General features: G+C 59.7%; 17 protein-coding genes. 4 read left to right on the forward strand and 13 right to left on the reverse strand.

Annotated features, from left to right (window positions below; genetic code table 11):
• On the forward strand, nt 1-534 hold a 534-nt coding region (locus B5F33_RS08045; protein ID WP_204214474.1), incomplete at its 5' end, for a DegV family protein.
• Nucleotides 535-694: 160 nt separating this feature from the next.
• Here B5F33_RS08045 and B5F33_RS08050 read toward each other — a convergent pair.
• Nucleotides 695-1,636 (reverse strand): FAD-dependent oxidoreductase, encoded by a 942-nt coding sequence (locus tag B5F33_RS08050; protein ID WP_087411294.1) that lies wholly within the window; start codon nt 1,634-1,636, stop codon nt 695-697.
• 132 nt (nt 1,637-1,768) lie between these two features.
• Between B5F33_RS08050 and B5F33_RS08055 the strand changes: the two genes are divergently transcribed.
• The gene (locus B5F33_RS08055) at nt 1,769-3,085 is read left to right on the forward strand and encodes a glycosyltransferase (protein ID WP_087411295.1); all 1,317 of its coding nucleotides are present in this window, start codon (nt 1,769-1,771) and stop codon (nt 3,083-3,085) included.
• 153 nt (nt 3,086-3,238) lie between these two features.
• On the opposite strand, the gene B5F33_RS08060 is transcribed toward B5F33_RS08055, so the two are convergent.
• The 4 genes from B5F33_RS08060 to B5F33_RS08075 all read right to left on the reverse strand — a co-directional run bounded on the left by B5F33_RS08060 (nt 3,239) and on the right by B5F33_RS08075 (nt 6,039).
• Nucleotides 3,239-4,552: an NCS2 family permease gene (locus tag B5F33_RS08060; protein WP_087411296.1), complete on the reverse strand. Its 1,314-nt coding sequence runs from the start codon at nt 4,550-4,552 to the stop codon at nt 3,239-3,241.
• A 53-nt stretch (nt 4,553-4,605) separates the two neighbouring features.
• Complete coding sequence (dut, locus tag B5F33_RS08065; protein ID WP_087411297.1) at nt 4,606-5,046, reverse strand: dUTP diphosphatase; 441 nt, start codon at nt 5,044-5,046, stop codon at nt 4,606-4,608.
• A 5-nt stretch (nt 5,047-5,051) separates the two neighbouring features.
• On the reverse strand, nt 5,052-5,495 hold the full coding sequence (gene nrdR, locus B5F33_RS08070; RefSeq protein ID WP_087411298.1) for a transcriptional regulator NrdR: 444 nt from the start codon (nt 5,493-5,495) through the stop codon (nt 5,052-5,054).
• 124 nt (nt 5,496-5,619) lie between these two features.
• A complete protein-coding gene (locus B5F33_RS08075) occupies nt 5,620-6,039 on the reverse strand; it encodes a LysM peptidoglycan-binding domain-containing protein (protein ID WP_087411299.1) in 420 nt (139 codons plus the stop codon).
• A 155-nt stretch (nt 6,040-6,194) separates the two neighbouring features.
• Between B5F33_RS08075 and lexA the strand changes: the two genes are divergently transcribed.
• Both lexA and B5F33_RS08085 read left to right on the forward strand, forming a co-directional pair.
• Nucleotides 6,195-6,833: a transcriptional repressor LexA gene (lexA, locus tag B5F33_RS08080; protein WP_087411300.1), complete on the forward strand. Its 639-nt coding sequence runs from the start codon at nt 6,195-6,197 to the stop codon at nt 6,831-6,833.
• Between the two features lie 2 nt (nt 6,834-6,835).
• The gene (locus B5F33_RS08085; protein WP_239284966.1) at nt 6,836-7,549 is read left to right on the forward strand and encodes a heparan-alpha-glucosaminide N-acetyltransferase; all 714 of its coding nucleotides are present in this window, start codon (nt 6,836-6,838) and stop codon (nt 7,547-7,549) included.
• Here B5F33_RS08085 and hflX read toward each other — a convergent pair.
• From hflX to recA, 8 genes are all read right to left on the reverse strand, one after another.
• Nucleotides 7,514-8,854, reverse strand: a complete 1,341-nt coding sequence (gene hflX, locus B5F33_RS08090) for a GTPase HflX (RefSeq protein ID WP_087411301.1) — start codon at nt 8,852-8,854, stop codon at nt 7,514-7,516. The genes B5F33_RS08085 and hflX overlap by 36 nt on opposite strands.
• Nucleotides 8,854-9,774 (reverse strand): tRNA (adenosine(37)-N6)-dimethylallyltransferase MiaA, encoded by a 921-nt coding sequence (miaA, locus tag B5F33_RS08095; protein WP_087411302.1) that lies wholly within the window; start codon nt 9,772-9,774, stop codon nt 8,854-8,856. Before miaA ends, hflX begins: the two co-directional genes overlap by 1 nt.
• Nucleotides 9,771-11,141, reverse strand: a complete 1,371-nt coding sequence (miaB, locus tag B5F33_RS08100; protein ID WP_255376259.1) for a tRNA (N6-isopentenyl adenosine(37)-C2)-methylthiotransferase MiaB — start codon at nt 11,139-11,141, stop codon at nt 9,771-9,773. Before miaB ends, miaA begins: the two co-directional genes overlap by 4 nt.
• Before the next feature lie 15 nt (nt 11,142-11,156).
• Entirely contained in the window at nt 11,157-11,465 is a 309-nt protein-coding gene (locus B5F33_RS08105) for a stage V sporulation protein S (protein WP_087411303.1), read from the reverse strand.
• 84 nt (nt 11,466-11,549) lie between these two features.
• Nucleotides 11,550-12,632, reverse strand: a complete 1,083-nt coding sequence (locus B5F33_RS08110) for an ATP-binding protein (protein WP_087411304.1) — start codon at nt 12,630-12,632, stop codon at nt 11,550-11,552.
• Nucleotides 12,633-12,644: 12 nt separating this feature from the next.
• Nucleotides 12,645-14,195 (reverse strand): ribonuclease Y, encoded by a 1,551-nt coding sequence (rny, locus tag B5F33_RS08115; RefSeq protein WP_087411305.1) that lies wholly within the window; start codon nt 14,193-14,195, stop codon nt 12,645-12,647.
• 311 nt (nt 14,196-14,506) lie between these two features.
• Nucleotides 14,507-15,187: a regulatory protein RecX gene (locus B5F33_RS08120; RefSeq protein ID WP_087411306.1), complete on the reverse strand. Its 681-nt coding sequence runs from the start codon at nt 15,185-15,187 to the stop codon at nt 14,507-14,509.
• 2 nt (nt 15,188-15,189) lie between these two features.
• Entirely contained in the window at nt 15,190-16,284 is a 1,095-nt protein-coding gene (gene recA / locus B5F33_RS08125; protein ID WP_087411307.1) for a recombinase RecA, read from the reverse strand.
• Nucleotides 16,285-16,481: the final 197 nt, after the last annotated feature.

Genomic DNA, 16,481 nt, shown 5'->3' on the forward strand with positions numbered 1-16,481 from the left:
TCACGGGCAGCCGGCGGCAAGCTTGAGCTGCTTGTCGAAGAGCTCGATAGGTACCTAACTAATAACCAGCCGAGCTTCTCGGAAGCCTGTGCCTATATCACGAAGATCGAGCAGAATTCGACGGTGCTGTTCTCGCTCAGCAGCTATGAGAACCTGACCAAATCGGGACGCATGCCCAAGATGGCAGGCATCCTTGCTAACAAGCTCAACATTCGCATGCTCGGTACCGCGAGCAACGAGGGAACGATCAAGATCGTCGGACCCACGCGCGGACAGAAGAAGACCTTCGAGAAGATCGTTGCAGCCATGAAGGCCGACGGCTTTACGGGCGGCATCGTGTATATCGACCATGTTGCCAACGAAAAGGGTGCTGAGGCCCTGAAGGACCGCATCCTTGCCGCATGGCCCGAGGCCGAGGTGCGGGTGCTGCCATGCGGTGGCCTGTGCTCGTACTACGCGGAGCGCGACGGGTTCATCATCGGGTACGGCTGGCCGGCCGTACAGGACGAGAAGTATTTTACGATCGAAGGCTAATGAATTTCGACACATGAAAGAGGAGGGGCTGCCCGAAGCAAAAATCGGACAGCCCCTTTGTCATTTCCTAACAACTTTACATAAGATATATTATCAGGAATCGTCATATTCTAAGTTAGGAGCTCGAATTCTATGGCGAGCAACGGAGCCTTACGTAAGCCTACCGTGCGCTCACATACTGATACGCCGCATTGCCCGCAATGGCGCCGTCTGCCGCAGCCGTAATAACCTGGCGCAGCGCCTTCGTACGAACATCACCTGCGCAGAACAGCCCCGGAGTCTTTGTAGCCATGTTCTCATCGGTGAGCACACCGCCGTCGGGACCCAGATCTACCAGATCGGCAATGAGGTCCGTCTCGGGTTTTGTGCCTGCAAAGACGAAGATGCCAAACGAGCCTTCCGGATAGTCCTCTTCGTAGGTCTCACCCGTTGCATTGTTCCGAAACGTCACGTGCCCCAAAAGCGAGCCGCCCTCTGCCTTCACCACCGAGGTGGCATATTTCACGGAAATCTTCGGGTTTGCGAGCATCCGGTCTACGACGCCCTTAGGAGCCCTGAATTGGTCGCGCCGGACCACCACGACGACCTCGCTGGCAAAGTTCGTCAAGAACATGGCCTCCTCGCAGGCCGCGTTGCCGCCGCCAATCACAAAGACCTTCTTGCCGCGATAGAACATCCCGTCACAAGTGGCGCAGTACGAGACGCCACGACCACGATACGTATCCTCGCCCTCGAAGCCCACGGTGCGCGGCGTGGCCCCGGTGGCCACGATGAGGGACGGAGCCTTCAGCTCGTCCTGGTCGGTCACCACGGTGAACGTACCGTCGTCTTCCCGACGAATCTCGGTCACCATGGCATAGCATGTCGTAGCGCCGAGCGCCTCGGCATGCTCCTGGAAACGCTGGCCCAGCTCGGCACCGGAAATCTTTGCGATGGCCGGATAGTTCTCCACCTCATCGGTTGTGGCGATTTGCCCGCCTGGCATACCCTGTTCGACCACAAGCACGCGAAGGCTCGCGCGTGCAGCGTATACCGCGGCGGCATATCCTGCAGGTCCTCCGCCAACGATAATCACATCGGGATAATCCATCGTATCCGTCATCGTCTATCCTTTCAGTCCAGGCACGCATGCCGAGCGCCTATATTGGTTTCTATCTGCTCCTACCCAAAACAACCCATCTCGTTCACCGGGTGACGTAAAATAGGCACGCTGGAGGCTCACAGAACAGGAGGCATGGTGACCGTCGAAGAGCACACAGAACTCACGCCGCTTTCACCAGACTCCCCCACCACAACTATTGTTGAGGTACCTCATCAAGAGCTGGAACAGCGTGTTTGCCCAGTCATCACGGTCATGCACGCATCGGTGGGATCCGGCCACAAGGCCGCAGCGAACGCCATTGCACAGGCCATCGACCATATGCGCGGCACGCATAACATCCCCGAGGATGTTGAAATCGACGTGCTCGACGTGCTCGATTACGGGCGCATCCACTTCGACGGCAACAAGACGGCGGCCTCGTTTACCGGCGCCACCCGACCGCTCTATGACATCACCTGGCGATATACACTCACGGGACGTCTGCTCTGGGGCGGTGGCTCCGGCTGGTCGCGCATCATGTTCCCCAGCTTCAACGCCTACGTCGAGCAAAAGCGACCACTGGCTATCATTGCCACACACATCACTGCAGCCAACGTCGCCGTTGGAGCGCGCATGATCACCGGTGTCGAATATCCCATCGTGTGCGTCCCCACCGACTACGAGACCGAGGGCTGGTGGCCTCACCACGAAGCAGACCTGTTTTGCGTGGCCACCGAATCCATGGCGGAGACGTTACGTGCGCGACGCGTCGAAGAGTCGCGAATCGCCATTACCGGCATCCCCATTCGCTGGGGATTCACCGAGACCTCCGACGCCGCCTCGACCCGCGCTCTCTACGGCATACCGCAGGACAAGATCGCGGTTCTTGTTATGGCGGGGGCAAGTCTCCCCCAGCCGTACGTTCGCTTTCGGGCAGCCATTGAGCAGACTATCCCCTATCTGCGTGGATTCGAGGATGCTCACTTTATCTTTCTGCCGGGCAAAGACGCCGAATACGCCAGCCATCTGCGCGCCGTGTTCTCGGGTATGAAGCTTGAAAACGTGGGCGTTCTTGACTATGTCGACGACATGCCGGCGCTCATGCATGCGGCCGACTTGGCAATTCTTAAGTCCGGTGGTCTTACGGTCACTGAATGCCTCTGTGCGCACCTACCCATGATCCTTTTAGGAAAGTCCTATGGCCAGGAAAAGGTCAACACCATCTTGCTGACCTCTTGGGGTGCCGGCATGCACGTGACGACCGCACGCGAGCTCATCATGACGCTTCGGCATCTACATAACAACCCAGCTTCGCTCGAGGCCCTGGTCATCAACGGCGATGCGCTGAGGCGACCCAACGCTGCCGAAGATATCGTGGCCGCAACGATGAAGCTCGTCGGCGTTCCTAAGAAGCGCCATATGCACTTTGCCGAGTTCTACTGGGGACACAAGCCTGCTCACACCCGATAGTGTTCTTACCGCCTTGAGCGGCTTGGACTCTTTATCCCTACCACGCACTCGTTCAAAGAACGATTCCTGCAACGAATATCCGAACCATAAATAAGGCTCCGGCCAGAGCGGTCGGAGCCTTTTCTTGAAACCTGTTGCTGTAAACGCAGAGGTTTAGAGAAGCAGGAAGTACAGCAGGAATGCCACGGCGGCAACCCACATGAGCGGACGGATCTGCTTGACCTTGCCGGTCACGATGGCGACGATCACATAGGTGATGAAGCCGAGGCCGATGCCGTTGGAGATCGAGTAGGTCATAGGAATGCCCGCGATGATCATGAACGTCGGGAAGCCCTCGAGCACGTCGGACCAATCGATGTCCACAACGTCGCTCATCATGAGGAAGCCGACGAACACGAGCGCGCCGCAGGTCGCAGCCGACGGAATGCAGCTGATGATCGGCGAGAAGAACGCCGCAAGGATGAACAGAACGCCAGCGACGATGGAGGTCAGGCCAGAGCGGCCGCCGTCAGCGGCGCCGGAGGCAGACTCGACGAACGTGGTGACCGAAGAAGCGCCAAAGAAGCCACCGACAGCAGCTGCGATGGAGTCGACGATAAGGATCGGGCGGATGTCCTCGACCTTGCCGTCCTCGGTCAGGAAGTTGCCCTGCTTAGCGACGGCCATAGCGGTGCCCATGGTGTCGAAGAAGTCGCTCATCATGAGCGAGAAAGCAAAGAGCAGCAGCGAAGGCGTGGTGATGGCCTCAACGATACCCATAACGCCGTCAGGGCTGGTCTGGAACGGGGCAGCCATGGTCGTGAAGTCAAGCGGAGCCACGATGCCGGTCGGGATGGGGGTGACACCAAGAGGAATGCCGATGATGGCGGCAATCAGGATGCCCCACAGAAGCGAGCCCTTGACGTTCATGGAATACAGGATGACCGTGAGCACGATTGAGATGATGCCGACGATGAACGTAGCAGAGGTCACATCGCCAAGCGCAACCATAGTGGACTCGTTAGCAACGATCACGCCGCCGTCCTTCAGGCCGATCATAGCGATGAAGAGGCCAAGGCCGATCGAGATGCCGTGACGCAGCGAGACCGGAATGGCGTCCATGATGGCCTCACGCAGGCCACAAAGCACGAGAATAAGAATCGCAATGCCTTCGATGAAGATCACGGCCATAGCGGTCGGCCAGCCGTAACCCATGGCGCCGCAGAGCGTGAACGCGACGATCGAGTTAATGCCCATGCCGGACGCGCACGCAAGAGGACGGTTGGAGAACAGGCCCATCGCAATGGTCATAATGCCGGCGCCGAGGCAAGTCGCCGTGACGGCAGCAGCGGCAGGAACGCCACCGGCCGACAGGATGCTCGGGTTCACCACGATGATGTACGCCATGGCCAGGAAGGTGGTCAGACCGGCGCGCACCTCCGTAGCAGAGCTCGACCCGCGTTCGGACAATTTGAAGAACGTATCCATCTACTCCCCTTTTCCTTCAGATGTTTACCCTTCTTCTATATGTGCTCGGATGCCTATTGGGCACCGCTAGAGCCAAATCCGCCGCTTCCGCGTTCTGTCTCGTCGAGCTCATCGACCTCAAGGAGGTTGACGAGCGGGACCTGCTGAATGACAAGCTGGGCGATGCGCTCGCCGCGCTCGATATGGATGGTCTCATGGGCATCGAGATTGATAGCGATGACCTTGAGCTCGCCGCGATAGCGGGCATCGATGAGACCGGGGGTGTTCACAATGGAAAGACCGCGCTTCAGCGCCATGCCGCTACGGGGCTGCACGAAGCCGGCGTACCCGTCGGGCAAAGCGATCGCCAAGCCGGTAGGAATGAGCACACGCTCAAACGGCGCGATATCGACCGTCGCATTCGCGCGAAGGTCGAGGCCCGCGTCACCAGGATACGCATAGCTCGGCAGCTCAACCGAGGGGTCGAGACGTTTGATCGGAACGGTGATAGACATGGAGGTCACCTCAGCTTGTCCAACTCTTCTAGAAACTCATCGATATCTTTGAAATCGCGGTAGACCGAGGCGAACCGGATATAGGCAACCTTATCGAGCTTTTCAAGACGCTTGAGCACCATGTCACCGATCTCGTGGGAGGTGACAGCCGTAAGCGTACGGCCCCGAAGCTCTAGCTCTATATCGTCGATAAGGCCATTGAGCTGCGCAAGATCGATATCACGCTTGGAAGTGGCCCGCATGAGGCCCACGAGCAGCTTGTTCCGGTCAAAAGGTTGCGTAGAGCCATCGCTCTTGATGACCTCGATAGGGTCTTCGCAGCGTTCGAATGTCGTAAAACGATATCCGCATGAACGGCACTCACGGCGCCGCTTGATAGCATTGGTTGCATCCTGCATGCGCGAATCGACGACCCGCGTGTCCTCACCACCGCATTTAGGACAGCGCATCCAACCTCCTCAGGTTTAGGAACCGGTCCAGAATACCACAGTTTGAGGAACGGAACGCGCTGGATACTAGATGTAGTAAAGTGGAAACCTCGGAGCGTTACCGCACCGAGGTTTCTCGTTATCGCTATGCCGCAGGAACAAGCAGCGTGTCGCCCGGCTGGAGCATGGCGCCATCGAGGCCGTTCCACGAAGCGATAAGGTCGCTTGTCTGCTCGGAGGTAAGGCCGTCGACCGCATGCTCCTGTGCCAGCGACCAGAGCGAATCTCCTGGCTGAACACGCACCTCCATACGATCGGCGGAGGCGATGGCGTCTTGCAAGGCCACATCCTGAGCACCCATGGCAGAGCTTCCAACCGCAACGAAGACCACGAACATGAGAGCAACCGCGACGGCGGCGAGTACAACGGCAATGCTCGGGCGTGTTTCCTGCTGAGGCGCGGAGGCAGCCTGACGACCTCCGCGGATGACCGTAAACGCGGGACGGGTATTGCAGGACAGGTCGAGGGCGGCGTTACCATCCATATACATGCTGATCGGGGACATCTGAACTCCTCTCTTCGTTCGGTGTCCAGAGTTATATCGCGCCGTGGGGACAAAAAGTTCTGGCTCAAGAACGGATGTTCGTCTATTATTATGTTCGAACAGTTGTTCCTGTCAAGAAGAAATCGAACAATTGTTTGGTTCAGAAAGGGAACGCCATGGCACGAAAGATCTCAAAGCGCCAGCAGCAAATCTATGACTTCATTCGTTCCTATCAGCTTGAGAAGGGCTATCCGCCCAGCGTTCGCGAGATGGCCGCAGCCGTTGGATTGTCATCACCCTCCACGGTCCACGCCCACCTGAGCGTCCTTGAGGAACATGGGCTCATCAAGCGTGACGCTACGAAGCCCCGCGCCCTTGAGGTCTTCAATGAGGACGGTTCGTCCGCTTCCCTTGCCGCCGTCAAGGAATCGCCCGATCGCGGAACTATTACCTTGCCGCTCGTAGGACGCGTCGCCGCCGGCCTGCCCATTCTTGCCGAGCAGAACGTGGAAGACTCCTTTACCGTCCCCACCGAGATAGCGACGGACTCCAGCTCGTTCGTGCTTGAGGTCCATGGCGACTCGATGATCGGCGTCGGCATCTTTAATGGCGACTACATCATCGTGCGCGAGCAGAAGAGCGCCATGAACGGAGAGATTGTCGTCGCCCTCATCGATGGCGAGGCGACGGTCAAGACCTTTTACAAAGAACAGGGCCGCGTGCGCCTGCAGCCCGAAAACCCTGCCATGGAGCCCATCTACGCCGAGAACCCGACGATTTTGGGTAAGGTCGTCGCCCTGATGAGACGCTTCTAGCCATGTCAGAGAACACCGGTGGCCGCATTGCGGTCTTTGACACGCTTCGAGGGCTCACCATTATATCTATGGTGCTCTTCCATGCCACCTATGACATCGCCTACATCTATGGCGTGTCGCTACCCTGGTTCACTACGGGACCGTTCCAGGACATATGGCGTTGCTCTATCAGCTGGACCTTTTTGGCCCTCGCAGGCTGGATGACCAGCTTGTCGCGCAACAATCTCAAACGCGGTGCCGTCTATGCGGCGGCAGCGCTTCTTGTCTTTGTAGCGACGACCGTGGCCTCTGTCGACACGGCGGTCAATTTTGGCATCCTGTTCTGCATGGCCGGCTGCACGTTTATCTACACCGCGCTGCGACCACTCATAAACAGGATCAACCCAGTTCTCGGAGTCCTTGCCGCGCTTGCCCTGTTTGCACTTACCTATGGCATTCCTCGTCACGACTATGCCATCGAAGGTCTGGCCTGGCTTGGCTTTCCGTCGCCGACCTTCACGTCGGGAGACTACTACCCCCTGCTCCCCTACCTGTTCATGTATCTAGCAGGGGCATTCGGCGCACGGGTTTTCCAAACTTATATCCACGAAGGATATCCGACGTGGATGCGACGCGACTGGTGCCCGCCCCTAAGCGCGATTGGCAGGCACAGCCTCGTCATCTACCTTGCACACCAACCGCTACTCATCGTCCTCTTCACGCTGCTTCTCGGCTGAGCCGTCCTCAGTAGACGCAAGATAGCCCTTGCGCTCCAACCGACGTGCAATACGAAGGGGCACTTTTGCAACAATGTGTACTCCACGATCCTCAAAGTCCTCGGCCAGAACCGAGCCTTGGTCGTGGAGCATCTTGACCAAAGCGGCCTCTCGATAGGGCACAAGCACTTCGAGCAGTCGGTCGCCCGCAGAGGCCTCTCGGGAAATATGCTCAACAAGATCGTCGAGCCCCTCGCCGGTGCGCGCGGAGAACTGGACGCCTTCAGGGAATTGGCGCCATAGGTCTCGCCGACCGACCTCGTCGACTTGGTCGATCTTGTTGAGCACGATCATAGTCGGGACTTCGCCCGCGCCGATCTCTTCCAGCACATCATCCACGGCGCGAATGTGACGACGATAATCCTCATCGGACGCGTCTACTACGTTCAGAATAAGATCGGCCTCACGCACCTCCGAAAGTGTGGACTTGAACGCGTCGACCAGGCCGTGGGGAAGCTTCTGGATGAAACCGACGGTGTCGGTAATGGTCATGGTGCGGCCGCCGGGAAGACGCCAGCTGCGCGTGGTGGGGTCAAGCGTCGCAAACAACTTATCCTCTGCAAGCACATCAGCACCAGTCAGGCGGTTGAGCAGTGTCGACTTGCCCGCATTGGTATAGCCGGCGAGCGCCACACGGTACGCAGGCGAAGAGATGCGCTCCTTCGACTGAACGCCACGCCTGCGCTCGATGCCCTCAAGCTCGCGCCGAAGGGTCGAGATGCGCTTTCGAATCAGACGGCGGTCGACCTCAAGCTGGCTTTCGCCCTGGCCAAACCTCGAACCGATGCCGCCGCGCGTCTGCTCCTTGGCAAGGTGACTCCACATGCCGCGCAGGCGGGGCAGCAGGTATTGAAGCTGTGCGAGCTGGACCTGCAGCCTGCCCTCACGCGTGCGCGCGTGCAGGCCGAATATATCGAGAATCAGCGCGGTACGGTCGATAATCTTGACCGGCTCACCGACAGCTCGCTCAAGATTAGCCTGCTGAGACGGTGTCAGATCATCGTCGAAGACCACGACGTCCGCATCAAGGCGCCGCACGAAGCCACAGACCTCCTCGACCTTTCCCGACCCGATGAACGTGCGGGGGTTGGGGCGATCAAGTCGCTGTGTCAGACGGGCGACCGTCTGCGCACCTGCAGTGTCGACGAGACGCTCGAGCTCGTCTAAAGACCGCTCCACCGGCCAGCCGCCTTCGCGCCACTCTACGCCAACGAGCACTGCACGCTCTGGCTCGGGCGCTGTCGGAACCAAGGGAAACCGCGGCATTATCGATCACCTACCGAAGACAGAATCGCGTCGACCGCTCCGTCCACGTCCAACTCATCCATGTCCAGCCAGGCAATGCGCATATCGCGCCTAAACCAGGAAAGCTGGCGCTTGGCATAGCGGCGCGAGCGCATCTTGATAAGCTCGACGGCCTCCTCAAGTGTGCAGGAACCATCAAGGTAGTCGAAGAGCTCCTTGTAGCCGATAGCCTGACGCGACGTAATGGCGTCCGCATACCCCGCTTCCTTGAGACGCTTCACCTCATCGAGCAGCCCGGCCTGCATCATGCCGTCAACACGCCTCTCGATGCGACGATACAGATTGGCGCGATCTCGCGTGAGGCCGAAATAGGACGTCTCGATCCACGCGGGAACGTGCGAGAACCGCTCCTGCTGCCGAGCGTATGACACGCCCTCGTCACACATCTCAAGCGCACGGATGACACGCTTGACGTTATGTGGGTGAATGCAGGCAGCACTCTCAGGATCCCGTTCGGACAGCAGGGCATACAGCCCGTCGGCACCATGCTGCTCGAGGTACTCCGTGTAGCGAGCTCGACGGTCATCGCCGACCTCTCCACGCGGAAACGTCATGTCGTCGAGGGCGGCACGCACATAGAGCCCGGTTCCGCCACAGATAACGGGCACCTTGCCTTCGTGGCAAAGCGCGCCGATGGCCGCGCGGGCGTCACGCTGATAGAGCGCCGCAGAATACGAAATGTCGGGGTCGACCATATCGATCAGGAGAAGCGGGGCATGACACTCCTCGGGGCGCATCTTGCCCGTCCCGATGTCCATATGGCGATAGATCTGCATGGCATCGGCAGAAATAACCGACGTGCCCAGGCGCTCCGCAAGGCGGTCGGCAACGTCGCTTTTTCCTACCGCCGTAGGCCCAACGATCGCAATGGCCTGTGTCATCGAGGCTCGCCGACCACAGAGCCGGAAAGATACCAGGTGCGTGCGGTGTCAACCTTGACGTCGACGATGCGGCCAACGACGTCCTGCTCGGTCCAACCTTCGGGAAGCGGAGCGTGAACGGTCTGGTTCTTGGGGCTCTTGCCCTGAAGCTTGTGCTGGTCCTTCTTGGAAACCCCTTCAACAAGTACAGGGATCGTGCGGCCCAGCGCCTGCTGATTAAAGTCATGCGCAGTCTGCTCGATCACCTTTACCAGACGATCGAAGCGGTCCTGGATAACCGAGCGGGGCGTCGGGTCCTCGATGCGAGCCGCAGGGGTGCCCTCGCGGCGCGAATAGATGAAGGTGAACGCCTGGGCGTATCCCACCTCCTGTGCGAGCGAAAGGGTCTCAAGGAAGTCCTCCTCGGTCTCGCCCGGGAAGCCGACGATGATGTCGGTGGAAAGCGCGATGCCGGGAATGCGGTCGCGAATCCGCGAAATCAGATCGAGGTACTGCTCGCGCGTATAGCGACGGTTCATCTCCTTCAGGATACGGCTCGAACCGGACTGAACCGCCAGATGCAGATGAGGCATGACGGCAGGCACCTCGGCCATGGCGTCGATGGTCTCGGGCAGGAGGTCTTTGGGATGCGACGAGGTGAAGCGGATGCGCTCGATGCCCGTCTCTCCCACCAGACGCAGCAGCTCCGCGAAGCGGGGCGAGCCATAGCGGTCGCGTCCGAAAGAGTTCACGTTCTGGCCCAAGAGGGTTACCTCACGGACACCGGCGCGAACGAGGCCCTGCACCTCGTCGACAACCTCTTCTATGGAACGGCTCTTCTCCCGGCCGCGCACATAAGGAACGATGCAGTAGCTGCAGAAGTTGTTGCATCCGGTCATGATGGGTACCCAGGCGTGATACGAGACAGCGCGATGCCACGGCATCGAGGTCGCGGCATCCTCACCTTCCTCGGGTGTAAGCACCTGCCGCGTGCCGTCCAAAAACGCACGGGCAATGAGCTCGGAGACGTGCGTCAGCGAGTGTGTACCAAAGATGACGTCCACATTGTCGACATTAGTAAGCAGGCCTTCGCCATCGCGCTGAGCGATGCAGCCGCCCACCGCAATGACGCGCTTGCCGCCCGGAGGGGTCGGAAGGCTTTTCATGGACGAGCACTGACCATAAAGTCGCTGATCGGCCGCCTCGCGAACGCAGCACGTCATGAAGACGACGATATCGGCGTCCTCGGGGCCCGAAGCCTCAAGGCAGCCACACGAATCGAGCAGACCGCTCACACGCTCTGCATCGTGAAGGTTCATCTGGCAGCCGAAGGTGCGAATGAAATACGTTTTGCCGGCGAGCGCGGCACGAATGTCAAGCTGTTCCACAGGTACCTCTCGTTATCACAGGGAATCGGGACGCTCGGGAATGTCGGCGTTGAACGGAGAAAGATGGTGGACATAAACCGAAAGCCGAATTGCCGTACGGGATTCACCGTTGATCAAAATATCGGAAAAGACCGGTGCACAGGAGATATCGCAGCCGGTTGGAATGAGGAAGCCGCGCGCGATGGCGATGGCCTTGATCGCTTGGTTAACGGCTCCGGCGCCAACGCATTGCAGGTTGACGGGCACGCCGTCCTTCACCATGCCTGCGATGGCGCCCGCAACCGACGCGGGCGATGATTTGCTAGAAACCTTGAGACAGTCCATCGACGTTTCTCCTGCGTGTATGGTACAGATGATAATGTTGCAGCCCTTTGACTTTAGCGTAAGAAAATACCTGCGGCAAGCAGGTCACTCTTCCTTGCCAACGGGGAACGTCACGGTGATCTTGTCGCCCGAGACGCGAATCTTGGGCTCTCCCGACAGCGTAAGGTAGTAGTGCGATGCGAGCTCTGCAAACCCGCGCTCCATGCTGCGCGAAAACGCCTGTAGGTCGTCTTTCGAGATCTTGAGACCGCGGTGGTCGCGCGAAAGGTCGACCTTACCCGAAGAACGTGCAGGGCCACGTGTGCGAAGCAGGCGCTCTGCCACGCTGCGCAACGGAGCGATCGAGCCGGCAAGGATGCGGTGTGCAGTGCGCTCGGATATGACAATGCCCATCTCGGATGCAATCTCGATGAAATCGGCAGCGTCGCTCGCATAGCCAAGGCGGTCCACGACGGGGAGCTCTTGCTGCGAGTCGATGAACAGCAGGCGCGAGGCATCCAGGTGAGAAACCGCCTGCGCATACATGGTCGCGGCGATCTCGGTCGGCGTGCCTACGTAGACGCTGCACCCCCTGCGCTCCTCAAGCGAGAACTCGCATGCGGCGCGAATGATGTTATGCGGTCCCTTGACGCACACGAATACGCCGTCCTCGTCCTTAGCCGCCTGAGGCCAGGTGGATTGGTCGGCGCGCTCTGGAAGCTCCGAGAGGTCGACGACAACCCGAAAGACCGAACCCAGGCCCGGCGCCGACGTAAGAACCGAAGCCTCGCGCACGTTCTGCTTGATCGAGAACAGGGCCATGCCACGCCCGTGAACGCCCCAGCGGTCCATCTTCATGGACTCGAGCTTCGAGGTGACGCGAGCATCGAAGACGCGCTCATGCATGTCGGTCGGAATACCGCAGCCGTCATCGAGGAAGAGGAGGGTGCGAACACCCTCCTCTTTGCTGGTAGCAAGATAGATGTGCGCGGCGCCTGCATCGCGGGCGTTGCGGAGCATCTCGATGACGATATCCTCGACATGCTGGATATCGTGCTTTGCCTGACGACGCTCGGCCTCAGAGACCCGCAGGCGCACAAAGCCCTCGCCGAGGTTCTCCTCGACTCGCAGGTTCCCCTCGCCGGACATAGAGGCGATAAAGGAGATGAGGTCGTTCGCGTCGTTCATGGACAGAAATCCTTACTTGGCGATATCCACGGCACGGCTCTCGCGGATCACGACGACGCGCACCTGACCGGGATACTCCATCTCCTCCTCGATCTGGTGAGCGATGTCGTGGGCGAGCACGGTCGCTTCGGCATCGGAGATCTTCTCGGGCTGGACCATGACGTGGACCTCGCGGCCGGCCTGCATGGCGTAGGTGCGCTCGACGCCCTCGTGCGAGTTCGCGATCTCCTCAAGCTTCTCAAGGCGCTTGATGTAGTTCTCAGCCGACTCACGACGAGCACCCGGACGCGACGCCGAGATGGCATCGCCAGCCATGACGAGCACGGCAAGGACGGACGACGGATCGACGTCGCCGTGATGCGCCTCGATGGCATGAACGATAGCGGGCTTCTCACCATAGCGGCGGGCAAGGTCGGCGCCGATGACGGCATGCGGGCCCTCGACCTCGTGGTCGATGGCCTTGCCCAGGTCATGCAACAGGCCGGCACGACGTGCGATCACCGGATCCAGACCAAGCTCGGAGGCCATGATGCCGCAGAGATCGGCCACCTCGATGGAGTGCTGAAGCACGTTCTGACCGAACGACGTGCGATAGCGAAGCGCACCGAGGGTCTTGATGAGCTCGGGATGCAGGTCATGGATGCCGGTATCGAAGGCGGCCTGCTCGCCAGCCTCGCGCACGCGCTGCTGAACGAGGTTCGATGCCTTCTGATACATCTCCTCGATGCGGGCGGGATGGATGCGACCGTCCGCGATGAGGTTCTCGAGCGCTACGCGCGCCGTCTCGCGGCGAACCGGGTCGAAACTCGAGAGCACGACCGTCTCGGGCGTGTCATCGATAACCAGGTTCACGCCAGAGACCTGTTCGAAGGTGCGGATGTTGCGGCCTTCGCGACCGATGATGCGACCCTTGAGGTCATCCGAAGGGATATGCACGGACGTGACCGTGACCTCGGCGGTGTGGTCGGCCGCGCAACGCTGAATCGCAAGGGAGATGATCTTCTGAGCGGTCTTCTGGCACTCGCTCTTCACACGCTGCTCGGACTCGCGAATGATGCCGGCGGCCTCGTGGGTAACATCCCCGCGGACCTTGTCCAGAAGCTCCTGATGGGCATCGTCACGCGAAAGCTCAGAGATGCGCTCGAGCTCGGAGGTCTGCTTGGCGTAGAGCTCCTCGAGTTCGCGGCTGCGCTTCTCGACCTGGCCGGCCTGGCTGGACAGCTGGTGCTCACGCTTGTCGAGGGCGTCGTTGCGGCGGTCGAGCGATTCCTCGCGCTGCATGACGCGGTTCTCAAGCGCACGAAGCTCGCGCTTGCGCTGCTTCTCTTCCGCCTCTGCGGCCTGCTTGTTCTGGATGATCTCCTCTTTGGCCTCGAGCAAGGCCTCCTTCTTCATGGTCTCGGCTTGACGCTGTGCGTCCTCAAGCACCTGGCCAGCCTGGGCGCGAGCAGACTCGAGCTGAGAGTCCGCCTCACGCAGGCTACCCTGCTTTGCCGAGCGCATGGCGATGACGGCGGCGACGGCACCGATAATCAGGCCGAGGATACCGAATACTACCTCCATAGGCACTCCTTGTCATTTCATCAGCAGGTAGGGTGACGCCGCGGAAGCAGCGCCAGACATTTGCGTGGTATGGTCACACTCCTATGAAAATGAATACAACGAACCTATCAATCTCATCGATGATGAGCGCATATCACAGTACAAATGACGGTTTCATCCTACGTGGAAGCCGGGATACTGTCAATTGCAAGGAAGGATCGCGTAAGGGAACGGTATGAATAACTCCGCAGGTTGTAGCAAGAAAGCTGCATGATGTCACGTCGGCGACGCCGAGAGGTCTGCTCGCTTTGTCAGCAAAGTTTCCAGAGGGTCTATAAGTCCTCATCGCCCTTGAGGCGTTCCTTTACCACCTCGCTTGCAACCCCATAGCTGAACCCCTTGGACATCAGATGCCGAACGAGTTTCTCGTATGCTCGCTCATCGGGAATGCGCCGGCGCGCGATCACCTGTCGGGCCCGCTCGCGTTCGGCATCCTCAGAGAGGTGTTCGGCCGCCTCATCGAGAAGTTCCTCGGAGCGTACGCCACGCTGGGCAAGCTCGCGCTCAATCTTTCTACGCCCCCAGCCCCGACGCTTACGCTCCTCAACAAAGCTTGAGACAAAGCGGCGGTCGTCAAGGAATCTGAGGTCGCGGGCACGCTCCACGGCCGCATCGATCGCGTCCGCATGATATCCATAGGTGGCAAGCTTGCGGCGAACCTCAGCTTCGGCGTGTTCGCGACGCGAAAGCATCTCGACAAGATGGGCAAGGCAACAACGCCGCTCAAGCGCGAACAAGGCATCGCGCGCTCGGTCAAAGGATACGGGAAGATCAGGCTCGTCCTTCTGAAAGGCCTTCGCAACACGCGTAGGCACCTGAAAGGTTCGAGAGCGCCCCTGCTCGCAGGTAAACGTCACCTGAGCCTGAGGCCGCCGTGCGGAGGGACCTTGGGTAAACCCTGACGCACGGCGGTTAGGAAGCGTGATGAGGATGTCGACGACGGAGTCGTCCATGGCTAGGCCAGAGGCGCGGCGTCGTCAAGGTTTACGACATCGCCTGTGGGCTCATCGGAAAGCTCGAGGCCGCAAGCGACACGAACGCGATGCTCGATCTCGTCGGACAAATCTGGGTTCATGCGCAGGAACTCCTTTGCCGCCTCGCGGCCCTGCCCCAAACGTTCGGACTCATAGGTATACCAGGCACCAGACTTGGTCACGATGCCGTACTCGACACCCATGTCCAGAATCGAGCCTTCCTTTGAAATACCGGTACCGTACATGATGTCGAACTCGGCGGCCTTAAACGGAGCTGCCACCTTGTTCTTGACCACCTTGCAGCGCACGCGGCTGCCGACGATCTCGGAACCCTGCTTGATGCTGTCGATACGGCGAATGTCGATACGAACCGTCGAGAAGAATTTAAGCGCACGGCCACCGGTCGTCGTCTCGGGGTTGCCGAACATGACGCCGATCTTCTCGCGCAGCTGGTTGATGAAGATGCAGGTGGTGTTCGACTTCGAAAGCGAACCCGCAAGCTTACGGAGCGCCTGACTCATGAGGCGGGCCTGGAGGCCGACCGTCGTGTCACCGATCTCGCCCTCGATCTCGGCACGCGGGACGAGTGCGGCGACCGAGTCGATGACGACGGCATCGATCGCACCCGAGCGCACGAGCATGTCGCAGATCTCGAGGGCCTGCTCGCCCGTGTCGGGCTGCGAGATCAGCACCTCGTCGATGTCGACGCCGATGCGTGCCGCATAGGCGGGGTCAAGCGCGTGCTCGGCGTCGATGAACGCGACGACGCCGCCGGCCGCCTGGGCTTCCGCCAGAATCTCGAGTGACAGGGTCGTCTTACCCGAGGATTCGGGACCATAAATTTCGACGATGCGGCCTCGGGGAACGCCGCCGATGCCGAGGGCGGCATCGAGCGAGAGCGCGCCCGTGGGAATCGCCTCGATTTCGAGCTCGGGACCACCGTCTCCGAAGCGCATGATGGAACCCTTGCCGAACTTCTTCTCGATCTCGGCGGTGGTAACATCGATCATCTTGTCGCGTTCCTCGCCGGTGGTGCGCTCATGAATGACGCGCGCCGGCCCTGAGCTCTTAGCCATGCGAATCCTCCTTGAATTGACCGACCTCATCATAGGCGAACAGCTGTTCGCGGTCAAGCGGCTCGTCCTTATCGTACCGAGGCTGTCTGAACGAATTCTTACAGGAATCTCGCATGAGCCTTCCCGCAATCTCTCCGGAATCTTTCACGCGGGCGCATCAGGCGATGCGGAAGCACCTCGCACTGCATATACCCTGG

Source organism: Collinsella sp. An2, from assembly GCF_002160065.1.
GTDB lineage: Bacteria > Actinomycetota > Coriobacteriia > Coriobacteriales > Coriobacteriaceae > Limicola.